An 18,794-nucleotide genomic window follows, 5' to 3' on the forward strand; every position below is an offset into this window, starting at 1 on the left:
CACACGGAGTGAATTGACGGCCCTTTTTTACATGCTAGGCTCAGGGCTATGGAAACTGTCACGCGTGCGTCTCTGGTAGAAACTATCTATCAGCAGGTTGGGCTGTCCCGGAAAGATTCAGCCGTTTTTCTGGAAGATATTCTGGAAACGGTGATGCTCGCCCTTGAAGAGGGGGAGAGTGTGAAAATCAGTGGTTTCGGGACGTTCTCTGTTCGCCAGAAAGGCCAACGGAGTGGGCGTAATCCCAAAACGGGGGAGGAAGTGCCAATATTGCCCCGTTCTGTGCTGGTCTTTCGACCAAGTCAGCTTCTCCGTGCACAAGTAAACCATGAGTCTGTTGATGCAGGCTTTGAAGATGATAATGACTGACCCTAATTTACAGCCGATTGAAGCCGAGAACGTGCCTTCGGTCGAAGAAGAATTTCTGCACTCGGAAAAAGGTCCGAACGCTTTTCGGACCATTAGCGAAGTCGCTGATGAGTTGCATGTCCCTCAGCACGTTTTACGGTTTTGGGAAACGCGTTTTGAACAGGTCCGTCCGCTTAAACGGGGCGGTGGGCGGCGTTATTATCGTCCGTCCGACATTGATCTCCTGAAATACATAGCCGATCTTTTGTATCAAAAAGGCTACACCGTTAAAGGCGTTCAACGCCTTTTGCGAGAGGGCGAACAGCCTCTGGTCAGTGCAGAGCCAGAGATGCCTGATGCAACGGCTGAACATCCCATTTCTTCGGGCGCATCGGATGATTTTTCTGTCGGTGAGGTCGTGGATGGTGGCCGCATTGCGCAGCCGGAAAATGATATTGCAGAAGAAGCCTCTCTTTCTGCTTGGGACGTGACAGATACTCAGGCAGAGCAGGGCGATCGTGCGGCAAGCGAAGATACGCTCGTTCATGCAGGCGCTCATTATGTTGAAGATAGCACAACTGAGCACACGCTTGGGCATTACGGAGAGGGTGCAGTCGTTACTGATGCGCCCCCTGTAGCAGAGCAGGACGATACATCATCTTCATCAGAAGATTCTCTTCCCGTTTTGTCTGAGGCAACGGTAGAATCCTTGCAGTCCGAAGAGGATTCTTCTGCCGAGGAAGCGCAGGCAGAACCTCACGCAGTGTCTTCGTCTGTTAATGAGACGCAGGCTGTAGAGGTTGCGGAACTGAAGCAAGCAAATCAGCGTTTGCGCGAGGATCTTGAGGATATTCTGGTTGAGTTGCAGTCTTTAAGGCAGCGTCTTTCTGCATAAAAAAGAGAAAGGGTGACTTGTGCCTTTCTGGAGAGGCTGCTAAAGACCTCTTCACCAAGCAAACGGGCAGTAGCGCAGTCTGGTAGCGCATCAGTCTGGGGGACTGGGGGTCGTGGGTTCGAATCCCGCCTGCCCGATATCTTGTTTGCTTGAGACTTTCCTTACAATAAGAAAGTGCTGTGGGTGTTCTTAATGAACACCCTTTTTTGTTGTCAGGTCTCTATCTGGTTTTGGCGGCGGGAACTCCCAACAGTCCAGCGGCGCCATACAAGGTCGAGCGCAGCCATGGCGGCGGGGCCAACAAATAGCCCCAACAGCCCCCACGTTTCAGCTCCTCCCAGAATACCCAAAAGCACCCATAGGAAGGGCAGTTTCGTGCTGCCGCCAATCAGGACGGGGCGGATAAAGTGATCTGCGACAAAAATGACAATTGCACCAATGCAGAATGCAATAATGCCCGCCATTGATGCGCCTTGCGCCAGAATGAGCAGAGAGACAAACCCTATGGCGATCATGGCGCAAAAGGGGATCATGGCAGCAACACCGGTAATAACCCCGAACAAGGCCGGATGCGGGGCGCCGCACAGAAAATAGACAAAACCCATGAGTACGCCTTCGGCAATACCCACCAGAACAAGGCCTTGCACCGTGCCATGTATGGACGCAACAATCTGGCGGGCAACAATTTCACCTCTGCGGCCAAAAGCGCGGCGTGACGCAATGCGGCACTGGTGGACCACCGAAGAGCCGTCCTTGTAGAGGAAAAACAAAGTCACGATAGAAAAGCAGAACAAGGTACCTCTGTGCGCAACCTGTGCGCCAACCGCCTTGGTAACGGCCATGCCTTTACTATCAAGTGCACCGACAAGGCCGGAAACGTCTTTAGGGTTGGCAAGGTGGGCCTGCCACCATTGCGTCAAGGTTTGGCGACCGAAGGGCAGGTGAGAGATGGCTTCGGGAACAGGCACACCGGTTTGTCGTGCTTTTTCCAGCCAGCTCAAGGCGCTCTGGGCCTCTCCCACGGCTTCCAGTGTAATAAGCAGAAGCGGAATGACAAAAATAAGGGTCATGGCAGCGGTAAACAGGAACGGAAGTAATAAGCCTTTTGCTGCTTTGGGCCAGAAGAGCTGCGCCCGCGTGTAAAGCGGCCACGTGGCAACCGCAAAAACACATCCCCACATGAGTGCCGGCATAAAACCGCGAATGGTGTAGAGAGCAATGGCCAGGATGAAAAACGCCAGAACATTGCGCGCAATCTCTTGCCCCCTGCGGGAGCGGTGGCTGGCCTTGACAAGAGTGCAGCGCGGCGGCCCGGAAATCTTGGCCTGTGGCGTGGTGTCTTGCATTCCTGATGAAACTCCCTTTGGCCTGAGCGATGACTTATTTTGTGTCAGTGTTTTGTGCTTTTCCAGAGTGGAGGACCAGCACGAATAGAGATAGGCATTCTGTATTAGATAGCATAGTTACGTCCTGATGCAGGCATAAGAACCAGAACAGACGTTTTGCGTATCCGCCTCTCCCCTTCCATGCGGGCTTTGGCTCTTTTTCTATACAGGTCTCATGTTCAGAAGTTTCCTTACTGTTGGCGGTTGGACCATGCTCAGCCGTATTCTCGGGTTGGTGCGTGACCAGCTTCTGGCGGCGTTCATGGGTGCCGGTGCGCTCCAGGATGCGTATCTGGTAGCGTTCAGACTCCCCAACATGTTCCGAAGGTTATTTGGGGAAGGGGCATTTAATGCGGCTTTCGTGCCGCTTTTTTCTTCAATCCTTGCCAAGGAAGGGGAAAGCGAGGCGCGTTTTTTTGCACGCCGTGCCTTAGGGCTCATGCTTGTCTGGCTGACCGCTCTCTGTGTGCTGGGCGAAGTGTTCATGCCGCAGATCTTGCCAGTTATCGCCCCCGGCTTCCTGAGGGAGGGGCAGCAATATGCTCTTGCCGTTAGCCTGAGCCGTATTACGTTTCCGTATCTGGTCCTTATCTGCGCGGCGGCTTTGGTGGCAGGTGTGCTCAATGGCCTGCATAAATTCAGTATGGCAGCGGCCGCCTATCTGGCTTTCAACGTTGTGGGCATTATCGCCATTCTGTTTGTGTCCCCCTATATGCCCAATGTGGCTTACGCCGCGGCATGGGGGGTTACGGCGTCAGGGGTGGTTCAGTTAGGGCTGTTACTCTGGTCGTGTCACAAGGCCGGTTTTGGTCTGATGCCTCTGGTTCCCAAATTTACGCCGCGTATGCACTTGTTGCTCAAACGCATGGTGCCAGGCCTTATAGGAAGTGGTGTCGGGCAGATAAACCTGACCATTGATACCATTATTGCAACGTTACTGCCTTCCGGCAGTGTTTCACTGATGTATTTTGCTGACCGTATCAATCAGTTGCCGCTCGGCGTTCTGGGGGCTGCTGCTGGCACAACGCTTTTGCCAGTTCTGACGCGCCATTTGGCCGCCGGAGAGCATGAGGCCGCTCGTGCCGCCCAGAACAGATCAATTGATTATGTTCTACTCCTGACCTTGCCAGCTGTTGCCGGGTTGCTGGTGTTGGCCGGGCCTATCATGATTGTTCTGTTTGGCCACGGCTCCTTTACCGAGCAGGATGCCTTGCTCTCAGCGCGTGCGTTATGTGCCTATGCTTTGGGTCTTCCCGCCTTTGTCATGGTGAAAGTGCTTTCTCCTGCATTTTTTGCGCGGGGGGATACACGAACGCCTGTGTACGTGGGCATAGGCATTCTGGTTTTAAATCTGGTTTTGAACCTGCTGCTCATGAAACCGTTGGTTTATGTGGGGCCTCCATTAGCCAGCAGTCTGGCTGCATGTCTAAACGTTGCATGTCTGGCGTTTTTGCTGAGCAGACGGAATGCGCTGGAGTTGGAAGCACAAACAAAACGGCGGTTGCTGTTAACCTGTGTGGCATCTGGGGTGATGGGGGGCGGGCTATGGGCCCTCACGGCTGTCATTACTTTCCCCCATGGTTTGTTTCTGCGGGGCTTATGGCTGGGGGCCATGGTGCTGGCAGGAGCTATGCTCTACGCCGTGCTGTTGCATCTTTTTGGTTTGACGGATTTTGCCAGTTTGGTGGCGCGCGTCCGGCGAAAACTACGGAAGTAAGGTAAGCTGATGGAGCGTGAAGAAGGCGTCACACACATTGTTCTGGCGCATGAGGTAGATTTTGCCACATGGCGGCAGGCAGTACGCTATCACGTTTCCAGAGGAACAAGGCCAGAAGAGCTTTCATGGTCGGTCCTGAAATCCGCCGATATTTTTGGTCAGAACGTCTCCCACCCTGTTTGGAAAGCACCTGAAGCGGGTGGCGCACTGACCCTGCCGCGGAGTTTGGTGGAGCGTTTGGTTCTTGCCATTCAAGTACAGGATCCAGACCGTTTTTCACGGCTTTACAAGCTTGTCTATCGGGTTGTTCATGAGGGATTAGACCTCCAACAGGACAACATAGACTCTGACAGGCTACTGGTTGACCAGTGGGTCACGAGTATAAAGCAGGAGAGCGCTGCGTTTCGTCAGGCATTTGCAGCGCACTACCGGAACGGTGGCCGGGATGCTTGGTACTATGAGCCTCATAATTATATTCTGGAAGCCAACGCCGCATTTTGTCGCGCTCGTGTCGCGGAAAGATGGGCGGTCCACACGCCCTATCGCAGTATGCAATGGGATGGGCGTGCACTCTTTTTTGGTGAGGGAGGCCGTGCATCATCCCTATGGCAGCCTGATGCAGCTTGGCCTTGGGAGGGTTACCCCAATACTGTCTTGATCCCGACAGAGACGGAGCGCCAGCAGGCGGAAACTCTTGATCAACTCGGTGCAGAGGCAATGGACTGTCGGTCTTGCGCGCTGTGGAAGCCTGCTCAACGTACCGTTTTTGGTGAAGGGCCGGGGACGGCACGGATTATGGTGGTGGGCGAACAACCGGGAGATCAGGAAGATAAAGCTGGTCACCCCTTTGTCGGGCCAGCAGGTCAGGTGTTTGATAGCGCTTTGCGGGACGCAGCGCTTACGCGCTCAGATGTGTATGTGACAAATGCCGTTAAACACTTTCGGTTTACATGGCGCGGCTCCCATAGGCTGCATCAGAAGCCTGAGCAGGAGAATATTACTGCCTGTCGCCCATGGCTGGACGCTGAGCGCCGTCTTGTTAAGCCGGAGCTTATTGTGATGATGGGGGTTACGGCAGCGCAAAGTCTGCTTGGTCGCCCAGTCACTATTTCGCGGGAGAGATCACGGATTTTTGATCTTGGGCCTAGCGTACAAGGCCTCGTAACTGTCCATCCGTCTTATCTATTGCGCCTGCCTAATCAGGAAGACAAGCAACGGGAATATGCCAGATTTGTTGAAGACCTAAAGCTGGCACAGCACTGTGTGACGGTTAAACTGTAAATAGTTTATGGAATGTCACGGTCCTTATTGAGCCGTGCATGAAGTTCCTTGCCTGTTTTAAAGAAGGGAATGAACTTCTTTGACACCTCAACCTGCTCGCCAGTTTTTGGGTTGCGGCCAATGCGAGGGTCTCGCTCCTTGACTGAGAAAGCGCCAAAGCCCCGCAGTTCAACGCGGTTTGCGTCGGCCAGACTATCAGAAATAGCACCAAAAACGGTATTCACGATTAACGTGACATCTTTGAGTTGTAGGTGAGGGTGCTTTCTCATTAAAGCGGCGATGAGTTCAGATTTGGTCATGTTTACCTTCCAGGCTCGTACAATCTGACACAATAAGACAGAGAAAACGGGCGCGCAGGAAAAGTGGAAAGACGCGCTTTGCAAGAGAACTGTGTAACTTACCGCTATGTGAGAGATAGCGTTATCTGACTTTCGCTATACCTGTGGGTTTCGTCAATATGTAAGATGCCGGTGTGCGGGAACCAGAGCAATACACACCGGCTTTTTCAGAAAAATTTAGCCAGCCTGCTTCTTGCTGCGGCGGCCACGGCCTACTGTTTCTTCCCCTTCGGTCGTGGCGTGAATTTTGCGGCCAAGGCCAATTTCACGAGCAAGGGTAGAGCGGCGTTCAGCGTAGTTTGGTGCAACCATTGGGTAGTCGGTCGGCAGGCTCCAGCGTTCACGGTACTGTTCCGGAGTCATGCCATAGGCGCTTTGCAGGTGGCGCTTAAGCATTTTCAGCTTTTTGCCATCTTCAAGGCAGACAATGTAGTCAGGAAAAACCGAACGTTTTACGGGAACAGCAGGCTGAAGCTTTTCCGGTTCGCTCTGTGGCAGGTCAGCTGTTTTAAGGGCCTGATAGACATCCTTGATCAGCGCAGGAATTGTTGCCGGGTCTGTCTGGTTGTTAGAAACATGTGCGGAAACAATCTCGGCAACCAAATCAAGAATGATGGGGTAGCTCTGGTTCTCAGTCATGGTGCATCCATTATATTTTGTTTTCTGAATGTTTCACTCATATATGTCCTATTCTTTCTTGTGAATAGAGAATGTTCAATTTTGACTGAACAACTTAGTTTTTTATCTAGGAGAGTGGTCTTTTTTTATGCGGAGAAGAGGCTGAACAAGTAAAAAAATAAAACTCTCGTAATGTTTTCTTCTTGATTCTCCTGAAAACAGCCTTAAGCGCATGTGTTCTGCTTATGGTTCCGTAATCAGGATGATTGCTTGTTCTGCTGGAAGAGAGCTTCTTTCTTGAGAAAACGCCTAGGCGACGAAATGCCACAAAGCTGGCATAAGTGGGTCAGAATTCTACAACATGACTTTATAAAGAAACGAGAAAGCTCTTGGTATGACAGAAAGCCCGACCTCATTAGCACCGATCATACCCGTCGTTTTGTCTGGCGGGACAGGGAGCAGATTATGGCCCATGTCCCGTGCCAGTTTTCCCAAGCAGCTTTGGCCGTTGATCAGCCATCGCAGTATGCTGCAAGAGACATTGCTGCGCGGGCAGCGTTATCTTGCGCCTATTATTGTTTGTAATGAGGAGCATAGGTTCCTTATTGCAGAGCAGGTCAGGGAGGTTCTCTCAGAAAAAGCCCAGATTGTTCTGGAGCCTGTGGGCCGTAACTCAGCGCCTGCTATCACCGCTGCGGCATTATTGGCGGCCCAAACTAATCCGCAGGCTATATTATGGATGATGCCTGCCGATGCTGAGATTACCGAGCAGCAGGTTTTGATGCAGGTAATGGATAAAGCCATCAAAGCGGCGGCGCTAGGGCGCATTGTAACCTTTGGTATGACCCCAACCCGGCCAGAAACCGGCTACGGGTATATAGAGCAGGGCGAACCTCTTTCTGATGTAGAAGGGGCGTATGTTATTCGGTCTTTTCGTGAAAAACCGGATGAAAAAACAGCCGAATTTTTCCTGAACGAAGGAAATTATTTCTGGAATTCAGGTATGTTTGTGTTCCGAGCAGACGTATTGCTGTCGGAAATGCAGGCCCATGCTCCCGCAGTGCTTGCGGCTGTTCAGAAAGCCTTTGAGCACAGGAAGGATGATCTGGACTTCATACGCTTGCAGCGTGAGGCTTTTGAGCAGGCGCCAGATATTTCCATTGACTATGCCATTGCGGAAAAAACCAAGCTCTCCGCTGTTATCCCTGCCAATCTTGGTTGGTCAGATGTCGGCAGTTGGGATGCGTTGTGGGAGATCAGCCCAAAGGATGACCATCATAATGTCTTGGTGGGAGACGTTTTGGTTGAGGACGCGCAAGGATGTTACGTGCGTTCTGAGGGGGCACTTACCGCGGTATCCGGCCTTGAAGACGTAATTGTGGTTGTGACGCCAGATGCTGTGCTGGTAACCCATAAAAGTCAGGCGCAAAACGTCAAAAAAATTGTTGATCGTTTGAAGAAAGAAGAGCGCGCAGAAGCCTCATCACATCGTAAATGCCACCGACCTTGGGGGTTTTACGAAGGGTTGATCTGTAATGACCGCTTCCAGGTAAAGCGTATTGTTGTTGATCCCGGTGGTAAACTTTCACTGCAAAAGCATTTTCACCGCTCAGAACACTGGGTTGTGGTTGGCGGCGTTGCTCTTGTAACCCGTGATGACGAAGAACTGCTGGTGCGGGAGAATGAGAGTGTGTACCTGCCGCAGGGCTGCAAACATCGTCTGGAAAACCCGGGGAAAATTCCATTAACCCTGATTGAAGTGCAATCGGGCGCGTATCTCGGAGAAGATGATATTATAAGACTAGAAGACAGTTATAATAGAAATTGATAAATAAAACGGACTTAATACCAAAAAAGCTCCCCGGAATGGGGAGCTTTTTTGTAAGAGCAACCGAGTCTGGTAACGTCTGTTACCGTATGCCCAGCTCACTCATCAGGAAGTCACGGAATACCGCCACGCGCTTTGAGCTGCGGAGTTCTTCCGGGTAAACAAAATAGGCATCCACTGTCGGGGTCGTAATTTCCGGCAGAATTTGCACCAGATCAGGAAATTCCTTGGCGGCATATGTTGGGATGGACCCGATGCCAAGGCCTGAAGAGATAGCATAGGCCATTGCAGCCATACTGTTTACTTCCAGCCGTGCAGCCTGTTTCACACCGCTTGCGCGTGTAGCGTCGGCCAGCCAGTTGATGTGCGCAACCGGTGGATGATGTTCCCCGAACAGAACAAGCTGATGCGTGGAAAGGTCTTCCAGCGTCTTAGGTGTGCCGTATTTCTCAATATAAAGCGGGGCTGCAAAAATTGGCAGGTGGAAGTCCGCCAGATGCCGCTGAATAAGGTCTGGCTGCCGTGGGGCGTGCATACGCACGGCAACATCAGCTTCCCGCATCCCCAGATCGAGGTCGTTATCTTCCAGAATAAGGCAGATATCGATGTCAGGGTTTGCTGACATAAACTTATGCAGTCTGGGCATAAGCCAGCAATTGCCAAAACCTGTTGTGGTTGTAACGCGCAGCCGTCCAGCGGCCTTTTCCTTGCTTTCGGTTAAAAGCGTTTGTGTCATTTCAAGTTTTGAAAAGACCTCACGCACCGTCTTATGCAACGTCTCGCCCTGTTCTGTGAGAATAAGCCCACGGGCATGGCGATGAAAAAGAGGAACCTGTAGAACGTCCTCAAGCGCTGAAATCTGGCGGGAAACCGCAGATTGGCTAAGATTGAGAACGTCCCCAGCGTGGGTAAAGGAACCCGCTTCGGCTACAGCATGGAAAACCCGGAGTTTGTCCCAGTCCACGCACGCCTCCTGCAATGATTGAATGAAGTGTTTTCAGAGTATCATTATGTAACTCTGAAATCATTACGTGCAGTAATTGTAACTCCGGGTCAAGGGACTACGCGTTGTGAAGAAGCTCACTCCGCCAGATAGCGTTCAGCATCGAGTGCAGCCATGCATCCGCTTCCAGCCGCCGTTACCGCTTGGCGATAGATCTTGTCCTGCACATCACCTGCAGCAAAAACTCCGGGTACGGAAGTATGGGTGGAACCGGGTTTGGTCACAATATAATTGTCAGCATCCAGTGTGAGCTGATTTTTGAAAATTGCCGTGTTGGGAGCGTGGCCGATCGCAACAAACACGCCATCTGTTGGTAGCGTGGTCAGGGTCCCATCCTGCGTGTTCCGGAGCCGGATGGCAGACACCACAGCGGGCTCGCCTTCGGCTAGAATTTCATCAACAGCAGTGTTCCAGAGAATAGACGTTTTGGGATGATTGAAGAAACGATCCTGAAGGATTTTTTCAGCGCGCAAGCTGTCTCTGCGGTGGATCAGGGTTACGTGTGCTGCATGGTGGGTGAGGTAAAGGGCTTCTTCCACAGCGGTATTGCCGCCACCAACAACGACAACATTTTTACCCCGGTAGAAAAATCCATCACAGGTAGCGCAGGCGGACACACCAGCCCCTTGCAGTTTCTGTTCGCTTGGCAGGCCAAGCCATTTGGCCTGAGCACCTGTCGCGATAATGACTGAGCGGGCGACATACTGCGTGCCGGAATCTCCCACCAGACGGAAAGGCGCGCCAGACTGAAAATCCACAGAAGTAATGATATCGTGCTCAATCCGGGTGCCAACATGCGCAGCTTGCGCGGCCATTTGTTCCATCAGCCAGGGGCCTTGCACAGCTTCAGCAAAGCCGGGGTAGTTTTCAACGTCCGTTGTAATCATCAACTGCCCGCCAGGCTGAAGGCCTGCAACCAGCACGGGTTTGAGATTTGCACGGGCAGCATAAATGGCAGCCGTGTAGCCCGCAGGACCCGCACCTATAACAAGCAGGTCTGTCGTGATGGTTTCGGTCATATATAGCTAGCCTTTCGTGACGTGGAGCCGCTCATGGTGGTGGGAGCGCGGAGACTGACGACTTATAGGCGATATGGCGGGTGCGCCCCGATAGAGCAAGAGTGTAGCGTTTGCGGGCACACGCTGTGCATGGCATATACAGGGCACATAATTTGTTAAAACAAGGCTGCGGCGCATAATGGAACAAACAAGGTGACGGAACTGGACGCTGTTGACCTACGAATTGTAGCAGAACTGCAAGAAGATGGGCGTATGACCAATGTTGAATTGGCGCGCCGGGTTGGTATTTCTGCTCCTCCCTGTCTTCGTCGTGTCAGACGGTTGGAAGAGCTTGGGGTTATTCACGGCTATCATGCCCGCCCCGATGCTGCCACGCTGGGGTGGCCAATCACGTTTTTTGCGCTGATCGGGTTGGATAGTCAGAAAGAGGCGGTGCTGTCCGCGTTTGAACATCATCTCGCTGAATGGCCGGAAGTGCGGGAGTGCCACATGATTCGCGGTGGTGGGGACTTTCTGGTGCGCCTGATTGCCAAAGATGCGGCGCATGAAAACCTTCTGACCCGCCATCTCACGGAAGCCCCGCATGTTATTCGGGTTCAGACACTCCAGACAATTCGGACTAGCCTGGAGCGCAGTGGTGTGCCCTTGCCTGTGGATGGTGAGACACGCTCAAAGTGAAGCCTCCGCCCTCAGATGTTGCCCTGTGGTTTTTTGTTGAATCACGGTGGGATCGCATAGAAAAACGCGGTGATGGGCACGGCAGCATCTGTGCGATTCTACAGTTATCTTGCACTCGGATTTTTGGTCAGTGAATAAGGTGCCATACTGGGGCTGGTTATGTGCGCTGGCTGCCCTGACAGTGCTGCGTATAGGTGTCAGCGCATGGCTCCCCTTAACACCTGATGAAGCTTATTACCGGGTGTGGGCACTGGCGCCTGCTACAGGATATCTTGATCACCCTCCCATGGTTGCGGTGTTCATAGGGTTTGGTATGGCTTTGGCCGGTGATACGGCCTGTGGCGTGCGTCTGCTTGGCCCTGTGAGTGCGGCTCTGGGTAGCCTTTTTCTGGTTCTGGCGACACGCCGATGGGGACTGTCCCGTGGCCTGGCCCCCTCACAGTCAACAAAGGCCGGTATTCAGGCTGCTGTTCTGCTCAATGGCACCCTTGCTTTGGGTGTGGGGACAATCCTGATAACCCCAGACACGCCTCTTCTTTTTTTTATGGCACTTTTTTTATGGAGTCTGAGTGGTCTGCTCCAGTCACGGCAAGGGTGGTGGTGGCTGGTGGTAGGTGCCAGCGCGGGTTTAGGCTGTGCCAGCAAATATACCGCCATATTGCCTGTCGCAGGCCTCTGTGTGTGGTTGTTGGTTTTTGCTTCTGGCCGGATGTGGCTGAGAACTCTCTGGCCGTGGCTAGGTGGCCTTTTCGCAGCCCTTTGTCTGGCTCCCGTGGTTTGGTGGAATGCCCACCATGGTTGGGCCAGCTTTTTAAAGCAGGGCGGCCGTGCAGGGGATTGGCATCCCAATAAAATAATCACTTATTTTGGAGAGTTGCTCGGAGGGCAGATAGGCTTGGCAACACCAGGCATCTTCCTGTTCTTTGTTGTGGGTGCTGTGGTGCTGTTTCGGCAGAAGGATGCCATTTCTCGGGTCTATACCTGCATGGTTGCCGTGTCTGCTGCGGTTTTTATTCAGCATGCTTTTGGGGCGCGGGTGCAGGCAAACTGGCCGGTTGTTTTATATCCCATCCTCTGCATGGCCGCGACGCTGCCAGCGTGGCGTTGGTGGAAAGCCGCGAGCGGCTTGGGTATGGCCCTGGTAGTTCTGGTTATAGGGCAGGCCCTTGCAACGCCTTTAAAGCTGTCCCCGCATTTTGACATGACCTTACGGCAAATGGGCGGATGGGCAGAACTGGCACCAAAGCTTGATGGTCAGCTACCCGAACATGAGCCCCTGATTGCCGATGAATACGGGCTGGCAGCAGAATTGGCATTTTATGCTCCAGCCTCACGTCCTGTTATTGCAGTTGAGCCGCGCTGGGCGCTGTTTGCACTCCAGCCCTCGGCCTGCACAGAAGGGTATCTGGTCAGAAGCCACCGGCGGCATGACGCGCCAGATCCTGCCGTTTTTACTGTTTTGGAGCGCCTGCCAGATGTGGTGCGTGCCCGCCGTGGCGTCGTGGCCGACACCTATTCCGTTTATAAAGTGCGGTTGCAGTGTACTGCGCTGGGGCGGGGGCAAGATGCCGTTCTTCTCCCTCGGCATGGTTGAAACTGCACTTTGCGTGCTGCGCGGGTTTGGACAGCGGCGCGGAACAGCGATACGGTACCTCCTACTTACGTGATACTAAGGGAAAGCACAGGGCATGGCAGTGACACTCAATGTGGCCGTCCAGATGGATCCGCTGGAACATATCAATATTGATGGGGATTCAACTTTTGCCTTGATGCTGGAAGCACAGGCACGCGGGCACTCTCTTTTCGTTTATGAAGTGCCGTCTCTGGCGCTTGGGGAAGGGGTTGTCACACCCGGGCAGGCGTCTGCGACACAGGTTACAGCTTGGTTGCGCCCGGTGACGGTCCAGCGCAAAAAAGGCGACCACGCTACATTTGGTGAGGGAGCCCGGCGTTCCCTGCGGGATATGGATGTCGTCCTGATGCGTCAGGATCCGCCGTTTGACATGGCATATATCACCGCCACGCATCTTCTGGACCATGTACATGGCATTGGGCCAGACAAGGCTCTGGTTGTGAACGACCCGCGTTGGGTACGGGATTCGCCGGAAAAATTGCTGGTAACGCACTTTCCACATTTGATGCCGCCAACCCTCGTGACATGGGATGCCGAGCAGATCCGCGCTTTTCGCGCTAAATGGCGTGATATCATTGTTAAGCCGCTTTTCGGGAATGGCGGCAGTGGCATTTTTCGGATCAAGGAAGATGACCAGAACCTTAACGCCCTCCTTGAAATGCATTTTGCCCGCTCCCGTGAACCGTTGATGATCCAGCGTTACGAGCCAGCCGTGAAGGCAGGTGACAAGCGCATTATTCTGGTGGATGGCAAACCGGTTGGGGCGATCAACCGTGTGCCTTCCGGAGATGATCATAGGTCCAACATGCATGTGGGTGGGGTTGCCCAGAAAGTTGCTCTGACTCCACGGGATGAGGAAATCTGCGCTGCAATTGGACCGTTCTTAAAAGAACATGGTCTGATTTTTGTGGGGATTGACGTGATTGGCGATTATCTGACCGAGATTAACGTGACCTCTCCCACAGGTTTACAGGAACTGGAGCGGTTTGATGGCGTCAATGCAGCAGCCACAATATGGGATTGCATTGAAACCAAACTGAGAGGCTGACAGAACTTTACTGCGGTGTGCTGGTGGTGTGCGCCGTAGTGTCCTCTGGTTTTGGTGCGCCTTCTTCCGTTTTCTTGGGAGACGCAAATAGCTCAGCAGCGTGACCAATACCGTCTTCATCATCGGGATATTTCAATGCTGGGTCTTTTCCAAAACGGTTGTCTAACCAGCTGAATATTGCGCCGCGCCAGAAGTAGCTAAACGTTGCAACCCAGGCGCAAAGGGCAAACAGGATAAGGATGAATTGCAGCATGTTTCCCTACAGGTAAAATAACGGTGTTGCGGGTGAAGGTAAGGGCATTATGGGGCCTGAGACAAGGGCGCTTTTATGGCGCGTTTTATTTAAAACAAAGGAAGAAGCGTAGTGGCTCTTGAAGAAATCAGCGCCAGCGGGCAGAGAGAGAGCATGAGTGAAGTTTTGCACAAATGCGCACCCGGCGGTCAGGGTGAAGATCCGGCACCTTCTCGGTCTGCCTTGGATGCTGAAGCCGTAAAGGCTGCTTATCGTCGGTGGGCAGGTGTGTATGACACCGTGTTCGGCAGCGTTTCCGGCTTTGGCCGCCGTAGAGCGGTTGAGGCAGTCAATAGCCTGTCTGGTACGAAAGTGCTGGAAGTTGGCGTTGGAACGGGGCTTGCGCTTCCGTTTTATACCAAAGACAAGCAGATCACCGGTATCGATCTATCGGGTGACATGCTTGCCCGTGCGCGGGAGCGCGTGCAGCGCGAGAAGTTGGGCAATGTTGATGCCCTGCTGGAAATGGACGCTGAAGAAACCTGTTTTGATGATGCGTCTTTCGACATCGCTGTGGCCATGTTTGTCGCCTCTGTGGTGCCGCACCCACGCAAGTTGCTGCGTGAGCTGAAGCGTGTAGTCAAACCGGGCGGCCATATCCTGTTTGTAAACCACTTTCTGGCTCCCAATGGCGTGCGTGGTGCGGTGGAGCGCGGTATGGCGCGTGCGTCCCGCTCACTGGGGTGGCATCCTGACTTTGCTATGGAATCCCTGCTTCCGCCGGAAGATCTGGTGCGTGCACGCATCCAGCCAGTTCCGCCTGTGGGGCTGTTTACACTGGTAACACTAGACAACATTTAACCCGCTTCACGTTCTGTCGCCCTGTTTACACACAGCAGGGCCGACCGACGTGCGCGGCTGAAACGCTCGTTTCCTTATAAAAAATCCGTTATAGGGATGGCTTCTTAAGGTGCAGGTGAAAGCCAAGCACGAAACTGGAAGTATGTGGGGTGCACAGCATGGCCTCTGCTCAAGCGGACCAAAGCCAGAATAAAAGGCAGGACACTATGGAACAGCGCACTTTATCCATGAACGGGGTAGGGATGGGTTATCTGGTGTTGGCAGTGATTGCGGCCTTGCTTGGTGGCGGTAGTTCTGCGCTGCAAAGTGCCGGGCTGGTTCCTGCATCAGGTTTCTGGATGGCGCTAGAACAGAACCACGCCTCACTCATGCTTCTGTTTGTAGTTATTCCTGCCTTTATTGGTGGTTTCGGGACGCTCTGGCTTCCTACAGCCCTTGGTCGTGCTGGCATGGTCCTGCCTCGTCTTAACGCTGTGGCCCTCGGGTGTCTGGCAGTAGCGGGCGGGCTTATGGTTGGTGCTCCAGCCCACCAGTATGCAGCGCTCTTCCTCTGGTGCGCCGGTACATTACTTGCGGCCATGACAGTGCTGGCAACACTCTTTGATAGCCGCGCGGATGGCGCAGCACGTGTTACTTTCTCTCCCTTTATATGGGGGGAAATGCTGGCTTCTGCTGTTCTCTTGCTTACTGTGCCTGTACTGGCGGCTTTGGCTACGCATCAGCAGAGCGCTGGTCTGGCATTCAGCACAGCTCTGGTGGAATTTTTTGCCAAACCCGTGACGTTGGTCACCTTGCTGGTTGGGTTCGGTATTGTGTTTGAGACGGTTTCTGGCACCGTGCGTTTCCCCATGCGTTGGGTTGTCAGCCTTATGACGGGAGCAGCAACAATCTGCACGGTCCTCTGGGTCAAGGCAGCTTTTGCTCAGGGCTCCGGTAGTGACATTGCAGGTCTGTCGCCTTTAGTGGTGGAGTCTTGGGTGCTGGGTGCCACAACACTGGTATCTGTTCTTTTGGCGTTTGTCTGGATGGTTGGGACATGGCGGACATATTTATCTGCTCGTGTGCCGGTTCTGTGGGGGCTGGGCTTTCTTCTGGTCGTGTCTACCGGCTGGGTCAGCCAGTTTACGCAGGGTGGCGGGCTTCATTCCGCACTTCAGTTCGGCATGCTGTATGCTGTGTTCTGCGGTGTTTATTTCTGGCGCGGTGAGCTCTGCGGGCGCTGGTACTCCACAAAATTGGCCACTGTGCAGTTTGGCATGATGTGTGTAGCGACCGTTCTGGCGGTTCCCAGTCTGTCTGCCGCCACTCAGGTTGTGAGCAGCACTCTGTTTGCACTCTCTGGTCTGTGCTTCCTTCTTACAATGGGCCTCAGCTTTTTTAAGGATGAACCTATGCCGCAAAAGCTGGGCGGGGCACGTGCAATACTACAGAACAACGCTGGGATGGTCCGCTCATGAGCGATACAGTAGCCGCGTCAACAGGGACTTCTACCCGTATTCGTTTTAAGGCGGATCGGGTTGGTACCACGGCCAAGGACTGGGTCCAGCTTCTCAAGCCGCGTGTTATTTCTCTGGTGGTTTTCACGGGCGCTGCGGGCATGATTGTTGCCCCAGGCCATATTTCCCTTTTTGAATCCGTTGTGTCCATTATCTGTATCTGTTTGGCATCTGGTGCAGCAGGTGCGATCAACATGTGGTATGACCGCGACATAGATGCCGTCATGCAGCGTACGATTACACGCCCTATTCCCGGTGGCCGCATTCCGGAGCAGGAAGCGCTGGCTTACGGTGTTGGTCTATCCTGCCTGTCTGTCTGTCTCATGTGGATAGCGACAAACGCTTTGGCAGCGGGAATTCTGGCTTTTTCCATCTTTTTTTATGCTGTCATTTATACAATGTGGCTTAAGCGCTCCACACCGCAGAATATTGTAATTGGTGGTGCAGCAGGGGCATTTCCGCCCATGATTGGCTGGGCGGCAGCAACCGGGCATATGGCGGTTCTGCCGCTGGTTATGTTCGGTATTGTCTTTTTCTGGACCCCACCGCACTTTTGGTCCCTGTCTCTTTATGCCTGTAAGGATTATGGGCGTGCAGGCATTCCCATGTTGCCCGTTGTTAAAGGGGCGCGGCACACCAGGTGGCAAATTCTGGCCTACACTTTTGTCTTGCTGGCAGTGTCTCTGGTGCCTTCCGTCATGCATTTGTGCGGCTGGCTTTATACAGCAACAGCGCTCATTCTAGGGCTTGGGTTTATTGCCTGCGCGGTTGCTGTGCTGCGTGAACCGCAGGACGCAAATGGTGTCAGCCTTAAAGGTGATAAAGCGGCAAGAATATCGTTCCGGTTTTCTCTGGCGTACCTGTTTCTGCTGTTCTGCGGTCTTCTGGCAGATCATGCCTTGCAAAGCTTTATGGGGAGCTAATCAATGAGCACTCTTCTCACACAGCAGGAAAATGCGGAAAAACAGAAACGGCAGAAAGGCCGTCTGACGGCTATGCTTGCCTTCATGCTGCTGTTGGCCGGTATCATGTATGGGCTTACGTTAGGCCATCTATAATCCGGCATCCTGACAACAGAGCACTACAAAAGCCCTGCTTCTTACGAAGTTCAGGGCTTTTTTTAATAGGGAAAGAGGCGGCTGTTACAAATTATGCCCGTGATGCAGGGCCAGATTTTTTACCAGATGCCGCCAATACATTATCCAGATCAATCGGCACACCATGCTCTTGAAGTTTGATAACTTCTGCTTTCAGGTCCGCCATCTGCCGCTTACCCCAATAATGCATAAACACGCCAAAGGCTGAGGCTGAACTGGCGAGAACGAGCGCTGCAATTTCAAGGTAAAGCATGGAAACAGCCTGTTTGGATCATAAAAAAACTCCCGACCACTAAAGGCCGGGAGTTTCCAAAAAGCAAGAGATGCTGGCTGTGAAAGGCTTAAGAGCCGGAAGCCTGCTGAATGGCGGACAACAGCCAGCGACCACCACGGGATGGGCGCGTGAAGGTCCACAGTTCGGTAACTGTCACCGGCTCAGTGGAACTGCCTTCAATAACCTGGCCAGTTGCGTTTGTAGTCAGGTCAATCAGGCTGTAGCGCATAGCCACAGTGGCGTAATCCATACCGTTTTCGCGCCATGCCTCAGCCAGATCTCCCTGAATGAAGTGCACGTTGGATACAACATTGCGTGCCCCTTGCGCCGCCAGAGCAGAAAGCTGCTGGTTGAAGTAGGAGACCATTTCCGGCGTTGCCATTTGCTGCATTGCCGTAATGTTCTGCTGGTTCCACGCATTCTGAATATCAAGCAGAGTTTGCTGAAAAGCCTGATAGTCACTGGCTACGATAGGCAGTGCGCTGGATTGAGGCGCCGTCGCGCCCGATGGGGCAAAAGACCCTGTAGAGCCCTGTGACAGGTTGAACCCGTTGGCGCCTGCGCCGCCAGTAGTCCGGTTTTTGGAAAAACGACGGACCAGCCACATGACAACCCATACAACCAGCATAATCTGAAGCAACAGGCCGATCAGGCTGAAAAAGCTGCCAATACCACCAAAGAAGCCATGCCCGCTGAGGAGGCCAAATAGTCCGGCCCCCAACAGCCCGCCAGCCAGCCCGGTCAGGAATGGGTGCCGTGGCCGCATGCCCTGCATACCCATGCCCTGCCGATAAGGGGCCTGTGCCCCAAACCCGCTATTAGGCATGGGGTCTGTACGCGGTGTGATGGAGCGATCCATGGGGGATGCACTGTAAGGGGTAGTGCGGGTGGCGGGCGGCGCGCTCCATGTCCGGCTGCCACGGCTGCCCATGGAGCTGCCTTGGCCGGGGCGGGCATCAGCCTGATAGGCCAAAGGTGCCCCCAGCAGGCTCACGGTCAGCAAGGCTGTGAGAGCAGAAGAAAGGTAGCGCTTTTTCACGGTA

The 18,794-nt window shown here is 53.4% G+C and carries 20 protein-coding genes and 1 tRNA gene; 13 read left to right on the forward strand and 8 right to left on the reverse strand.

The features are described from left to right. The first annotated feature begins 12 nt into the window (after nucleotides 1–12). From Abci_RS08745 to Abci_RS08755, 3 genes are all read left to right on the forward strand, one after another. Complete coding sequence (locus Abci_RS08745) at nucleotides 13–369, forward strand: integration host factor subunit alpha (protein WP_261766338.1); 357 nt, start codon at nucleotides 13–15, stop codon at nucleotides 367–369. Then, nucleotides 362–1,243, forward strand: coding sequence for a MerR family transcriptional regulator (locus Abci_RS14165; RefSeq protein ID WP_244877633.1), 882 nt, complete (start codon nucleotides 362–364; stop codon nucleotides 1,241–1,243). Before Abci_RS08745 ends, Abci_RS14165 begins: the two co-directional genes overlap by 8 nt. A gap of 63 nt (nucleotides 1,244–1,306) precedes the next feature. Then, nucleotides 1,307–1,380: transfer RNA gene (locus Abci_RS08755), tRNA-Pro, on the forward strand. Between the two features lie 75 nt (nucleotides 1,381–1,455). Here the strand turns inward: Abci_RS08755 and Abci_RS08760 are convergent. Then, nucleotides 1,456–2,589, reverse strand: a complete 1,134-nt coding sequence (locus Abci_RS08760; RefSeq protein WP_048838782.1) for an AI-2E family transporter — start codon at nucleotides 2,587–2,589, stop codon at nucleotides 1,456–1,458. Between the two features lie 214 nt (nucleotides 2,590–2,803). On the opposite strand from Abci_RS08760, the gene murJ reads away from it, so the two are divergent. Together murJ and Abci_RS08770 are read left to right on the forward strand one after the other, a co-directional pair. Continuing rightward, nucleotides 2,804–4,345, forward strand: a complete 1,542-nt coding sequence (gene murJ / locus Abci_RS08765) for a murein biosynthesis integral membrane protein MurJ (protein WP_048838783.1) — start codon at nucleotides 2,804–2,806, stop codon at nucleotides 4,343–4,345. A gap of 9 nt (nucleotides 4,346–4,354) precedes the next feature. After that, nucleotides 4,355–5,626, forward strand: a complete 1,272-nt coding sequence (locus tag Abci_RS08770) for a UdgX family uracil-DNA binding protein (RefSeq protein ID WP_048838784.1) — start codon at nucleotides 4,355–4,357, stop codon at nucleotides 5,624–5,626. A 5-nt stretch (nucleotides 5,627–5,631) separates the two neighbouring features. Here Abci_RS08770 and Abci_RS08775 read toward each other — a convergent pair whose 3' ends face one another. Both Abci_RS08775 and Abci_RS08780 read right to left on the reverse strand, forming a co-directional pair. After that, nucleotides 5,632–5,925: an integration host factor subunit beta gene (locus Abci_RS08775; protein WP_048838785.1), complete on the reverse strand. Its 294-nt coding sequence runs from the start codon at nucleotides 5,923–5,925 to the stop codon at nucleotides 5,632–5,634. Nucleotides 5,926–6,141: 216 nt separating this feature from the next. Continuing rightward, entirely contained in the window at nucleotides 6,142–6,603 is a 462-nt protein-coding gene (locus Abci_RS08780; RefSeq protein ID WP_048838786.1) for a MucR family transcriptional regulator, read from the reverse strand. A gap of 373 nt (nucleotides 6,604–6,976) precedes the next feature. Between Abci_RS08780 and Abci_RS08785 the strand changes: the two genes are divergently transcribed. Next, complete coding sequence (locus Abci_RS08785) at nucleotides 6,977–8,410, forward strand: mannose-1-phosphate guanylyltransferase/mannose-6-phosphate isomerase (protein ID WP_048838787.1); 1,434 nt, start codon at nucleotides 6,977–6,979, stop codon at nucleotides 8,408–8,410. An 82-nt stretch (nucleotides 8,411–8,492) separates the two neighbouring features. Here the strand turns inward: Abci_RS08785 and Abci_RS08790 are convergent, their stop codons facing one another. Then, the gene (locus Abci_RS08790; protein ID WP_048838788.1) at nucleotides 8,493–9,374 is read right to left on the reverse strand and encodes a LysR family transcriptional regulator; all 882 of its coding nucleotides are present in this window, start codon (nucleotides 9,372–9,374) and stop codon (nucleotides 8,493–8,495) included. A 116-nt stretch (nucleotides 9,375–9,490) separates the two neighbouring features. After that, complete coding sequence (gene trxB, locus Abci_RS08795) at nucleotides 9,491–10,432, reverse strand: thioredoxin-disulfide reductase (protein WP_048838789.1); 942 nt, start codon at nucleotides 10,430–10,432, stop codon at nucleotides 9,491–9,493. A 192-nt stretch (nucleotides 10,433–10,624) separates the two neighbouring features. On the opposite strand from trxB, the gene Abci_RS08800 reads away from it, so the two are divergent. From Abci_RS08800 to gshB, 3 genes are all read left to right on the forward strand, one after another. Then, nucleotides 10,625–11,110, forward strand: coding sequence for an Lrp/AsnC family transcriptional regulator (locus Abci_RS08800; protein WP_048838790.1), 486 nt, complete (start codon nucleotides 10,625–10,627; stop codon nucleotides 11,108–11,110). Nucleotides 11,111–11,240: 130 nt separating this feature from the next. Continuing rightward, entirely contained in the window at nucleotides 11,241–12,704 is a 1,464-nt protein-coding gene (locus Abci_RS08805) for a glycosyltransferase family 39 protein (protein ID WP_084597605.1), read from the forward strand. Nucleotides 12,705–12,798: 94 nt separating this feature from the next. Continuing rightward, nucleotides 12,799–13,791: a glutathione synthase gene (gshB, locus tag Abci_RS08810; RefSeq protein ID WP_048838792.1), complete on the forward strand. Its 993-nt coding sequence runs from the start codon at nucleotides 12,799–12,801 to the stop codon at nucleotides 13,789–13,791. A 7-nt stretch (nucleotides 13,792–13,798) separates the two neighbouring features. Here the strand turns inward: gshB and Abci_RS08815 are convergent, their stop codons facing one another. Continuing rightward, nucleotides 13,799–14,044 carry a hypothetical protein gene (locus tag Abci_RS08815; RefSeq protein ID WP_048838793.1) on the reverse strand — a complete coding sequence of 82 codons (246 nt, stop codon included), beginning with the start codon at nucleotides 14,042–14,044 and terminating at the stop codon, nucleotides 13,799–13,801. Between the two features lie 153 nt (nucleotides 14,045–14,197). Here Abci_RS08815 and Abci_RS08820 point away from each other — a divergent pair, with 153 nt between their 5' ends. The 4 genes from Abci_RS08820 (at nucleotide 14,198) to Abci_RS14300 (ending at nucleotide 17,438) form a co-directional block, all read left to right on the forward strand. Then, nucleotides 14,198–14,884, forward strand: coding sequence for a class I SAM-dependent methyltransferase (locus Abci_RS08820; protein ID WP_048838866.1), 687 nt, complete (start codon nucleotides 14,198–14,200; stop codon nucleotides 14,882–14,884). A gap of 206 nt (nucleotides 14,885–15,090) precedes the next feature. Further along, nucleotides 15,091–16,341 (forward strand): heme-copper oxidase family protein, encoded by a 1,251-nt coding sequence (locus Abci_RS08825; protein WP_048838794.1) that lies wholly within the window; start codon nucleotides 15,091–15,093, stop codon nucleotides 16,339–16,341. Next, entirely contained in the window at nucleotides 16,338–17,303 is a 966-nt protein-coding gene (locus tag Abci_RS08830; RefSeq protein WP_048838795.1) for a heme o synthase, read from the forward strand. The genes Abci_RS08825 and Abci_RS08830 overlap by 4 nt, the downstream gene beginning before the upstream one ends. A gap of 3 nt (nucleotides 17,304–17,306) precedes the next feature. After that, nucleotides 17,307–17,438 carry a hypothetical protein gene (locus tag Abci_RS14300; protein ID WP_261766327.1) on the forward strand — a complete coding sequence of 44 codons (132 nt, stop codon included), beginning with the start codon at nucleotides 17,307–17,309 and terminating at the stop codon, nucleotides 17,436–17,438. 91 nt (nucleotides 17,439–17,529) lie between these two features. Here Abci_RS14300 and Abci_RS08835 read toward each other — a convergent pair whose 3' ends face one another. Both Abci_RS08835 and Abci_RS08840 read right to left on the reverse strand, forming a co-directional pair. Next, on the reverse strand, nucleotides 17,530–17,730 hold the full coding sequence (locus tag Abci_RS08835) for a hypothetical protein (RefSeq protein WP_048838796.1): 201 nt from the start codon (nucleotides 17,728–17,730) through the stop codon (nucleotides 17,530–17,532). 88 nt (nucleotides 17,731–17,818) lie between these two features. Continuing rightward, entirely contained in the window at nucleotides 17,819–18,790 is a 972-nt protein-coding gene (locus Abci_RS08840) for a Tim44 domain-containing protein (RefSeq protein ID WP_048838867.1), read from the reverse strand. Nucleotides 18,791–18,794 lie beyond the last annotated feature (4 nt).

Source organism: Acetobacter cibinongensis (assembly GCF_000963925.1).
Classification (GTDB): domain Bacteria; phylum Pseudomonadota; class Alphaproteobacteria; order Acetobacterales; family Acetobacteraceae; genus Acetobacter; species Acetobacter cibinongensis.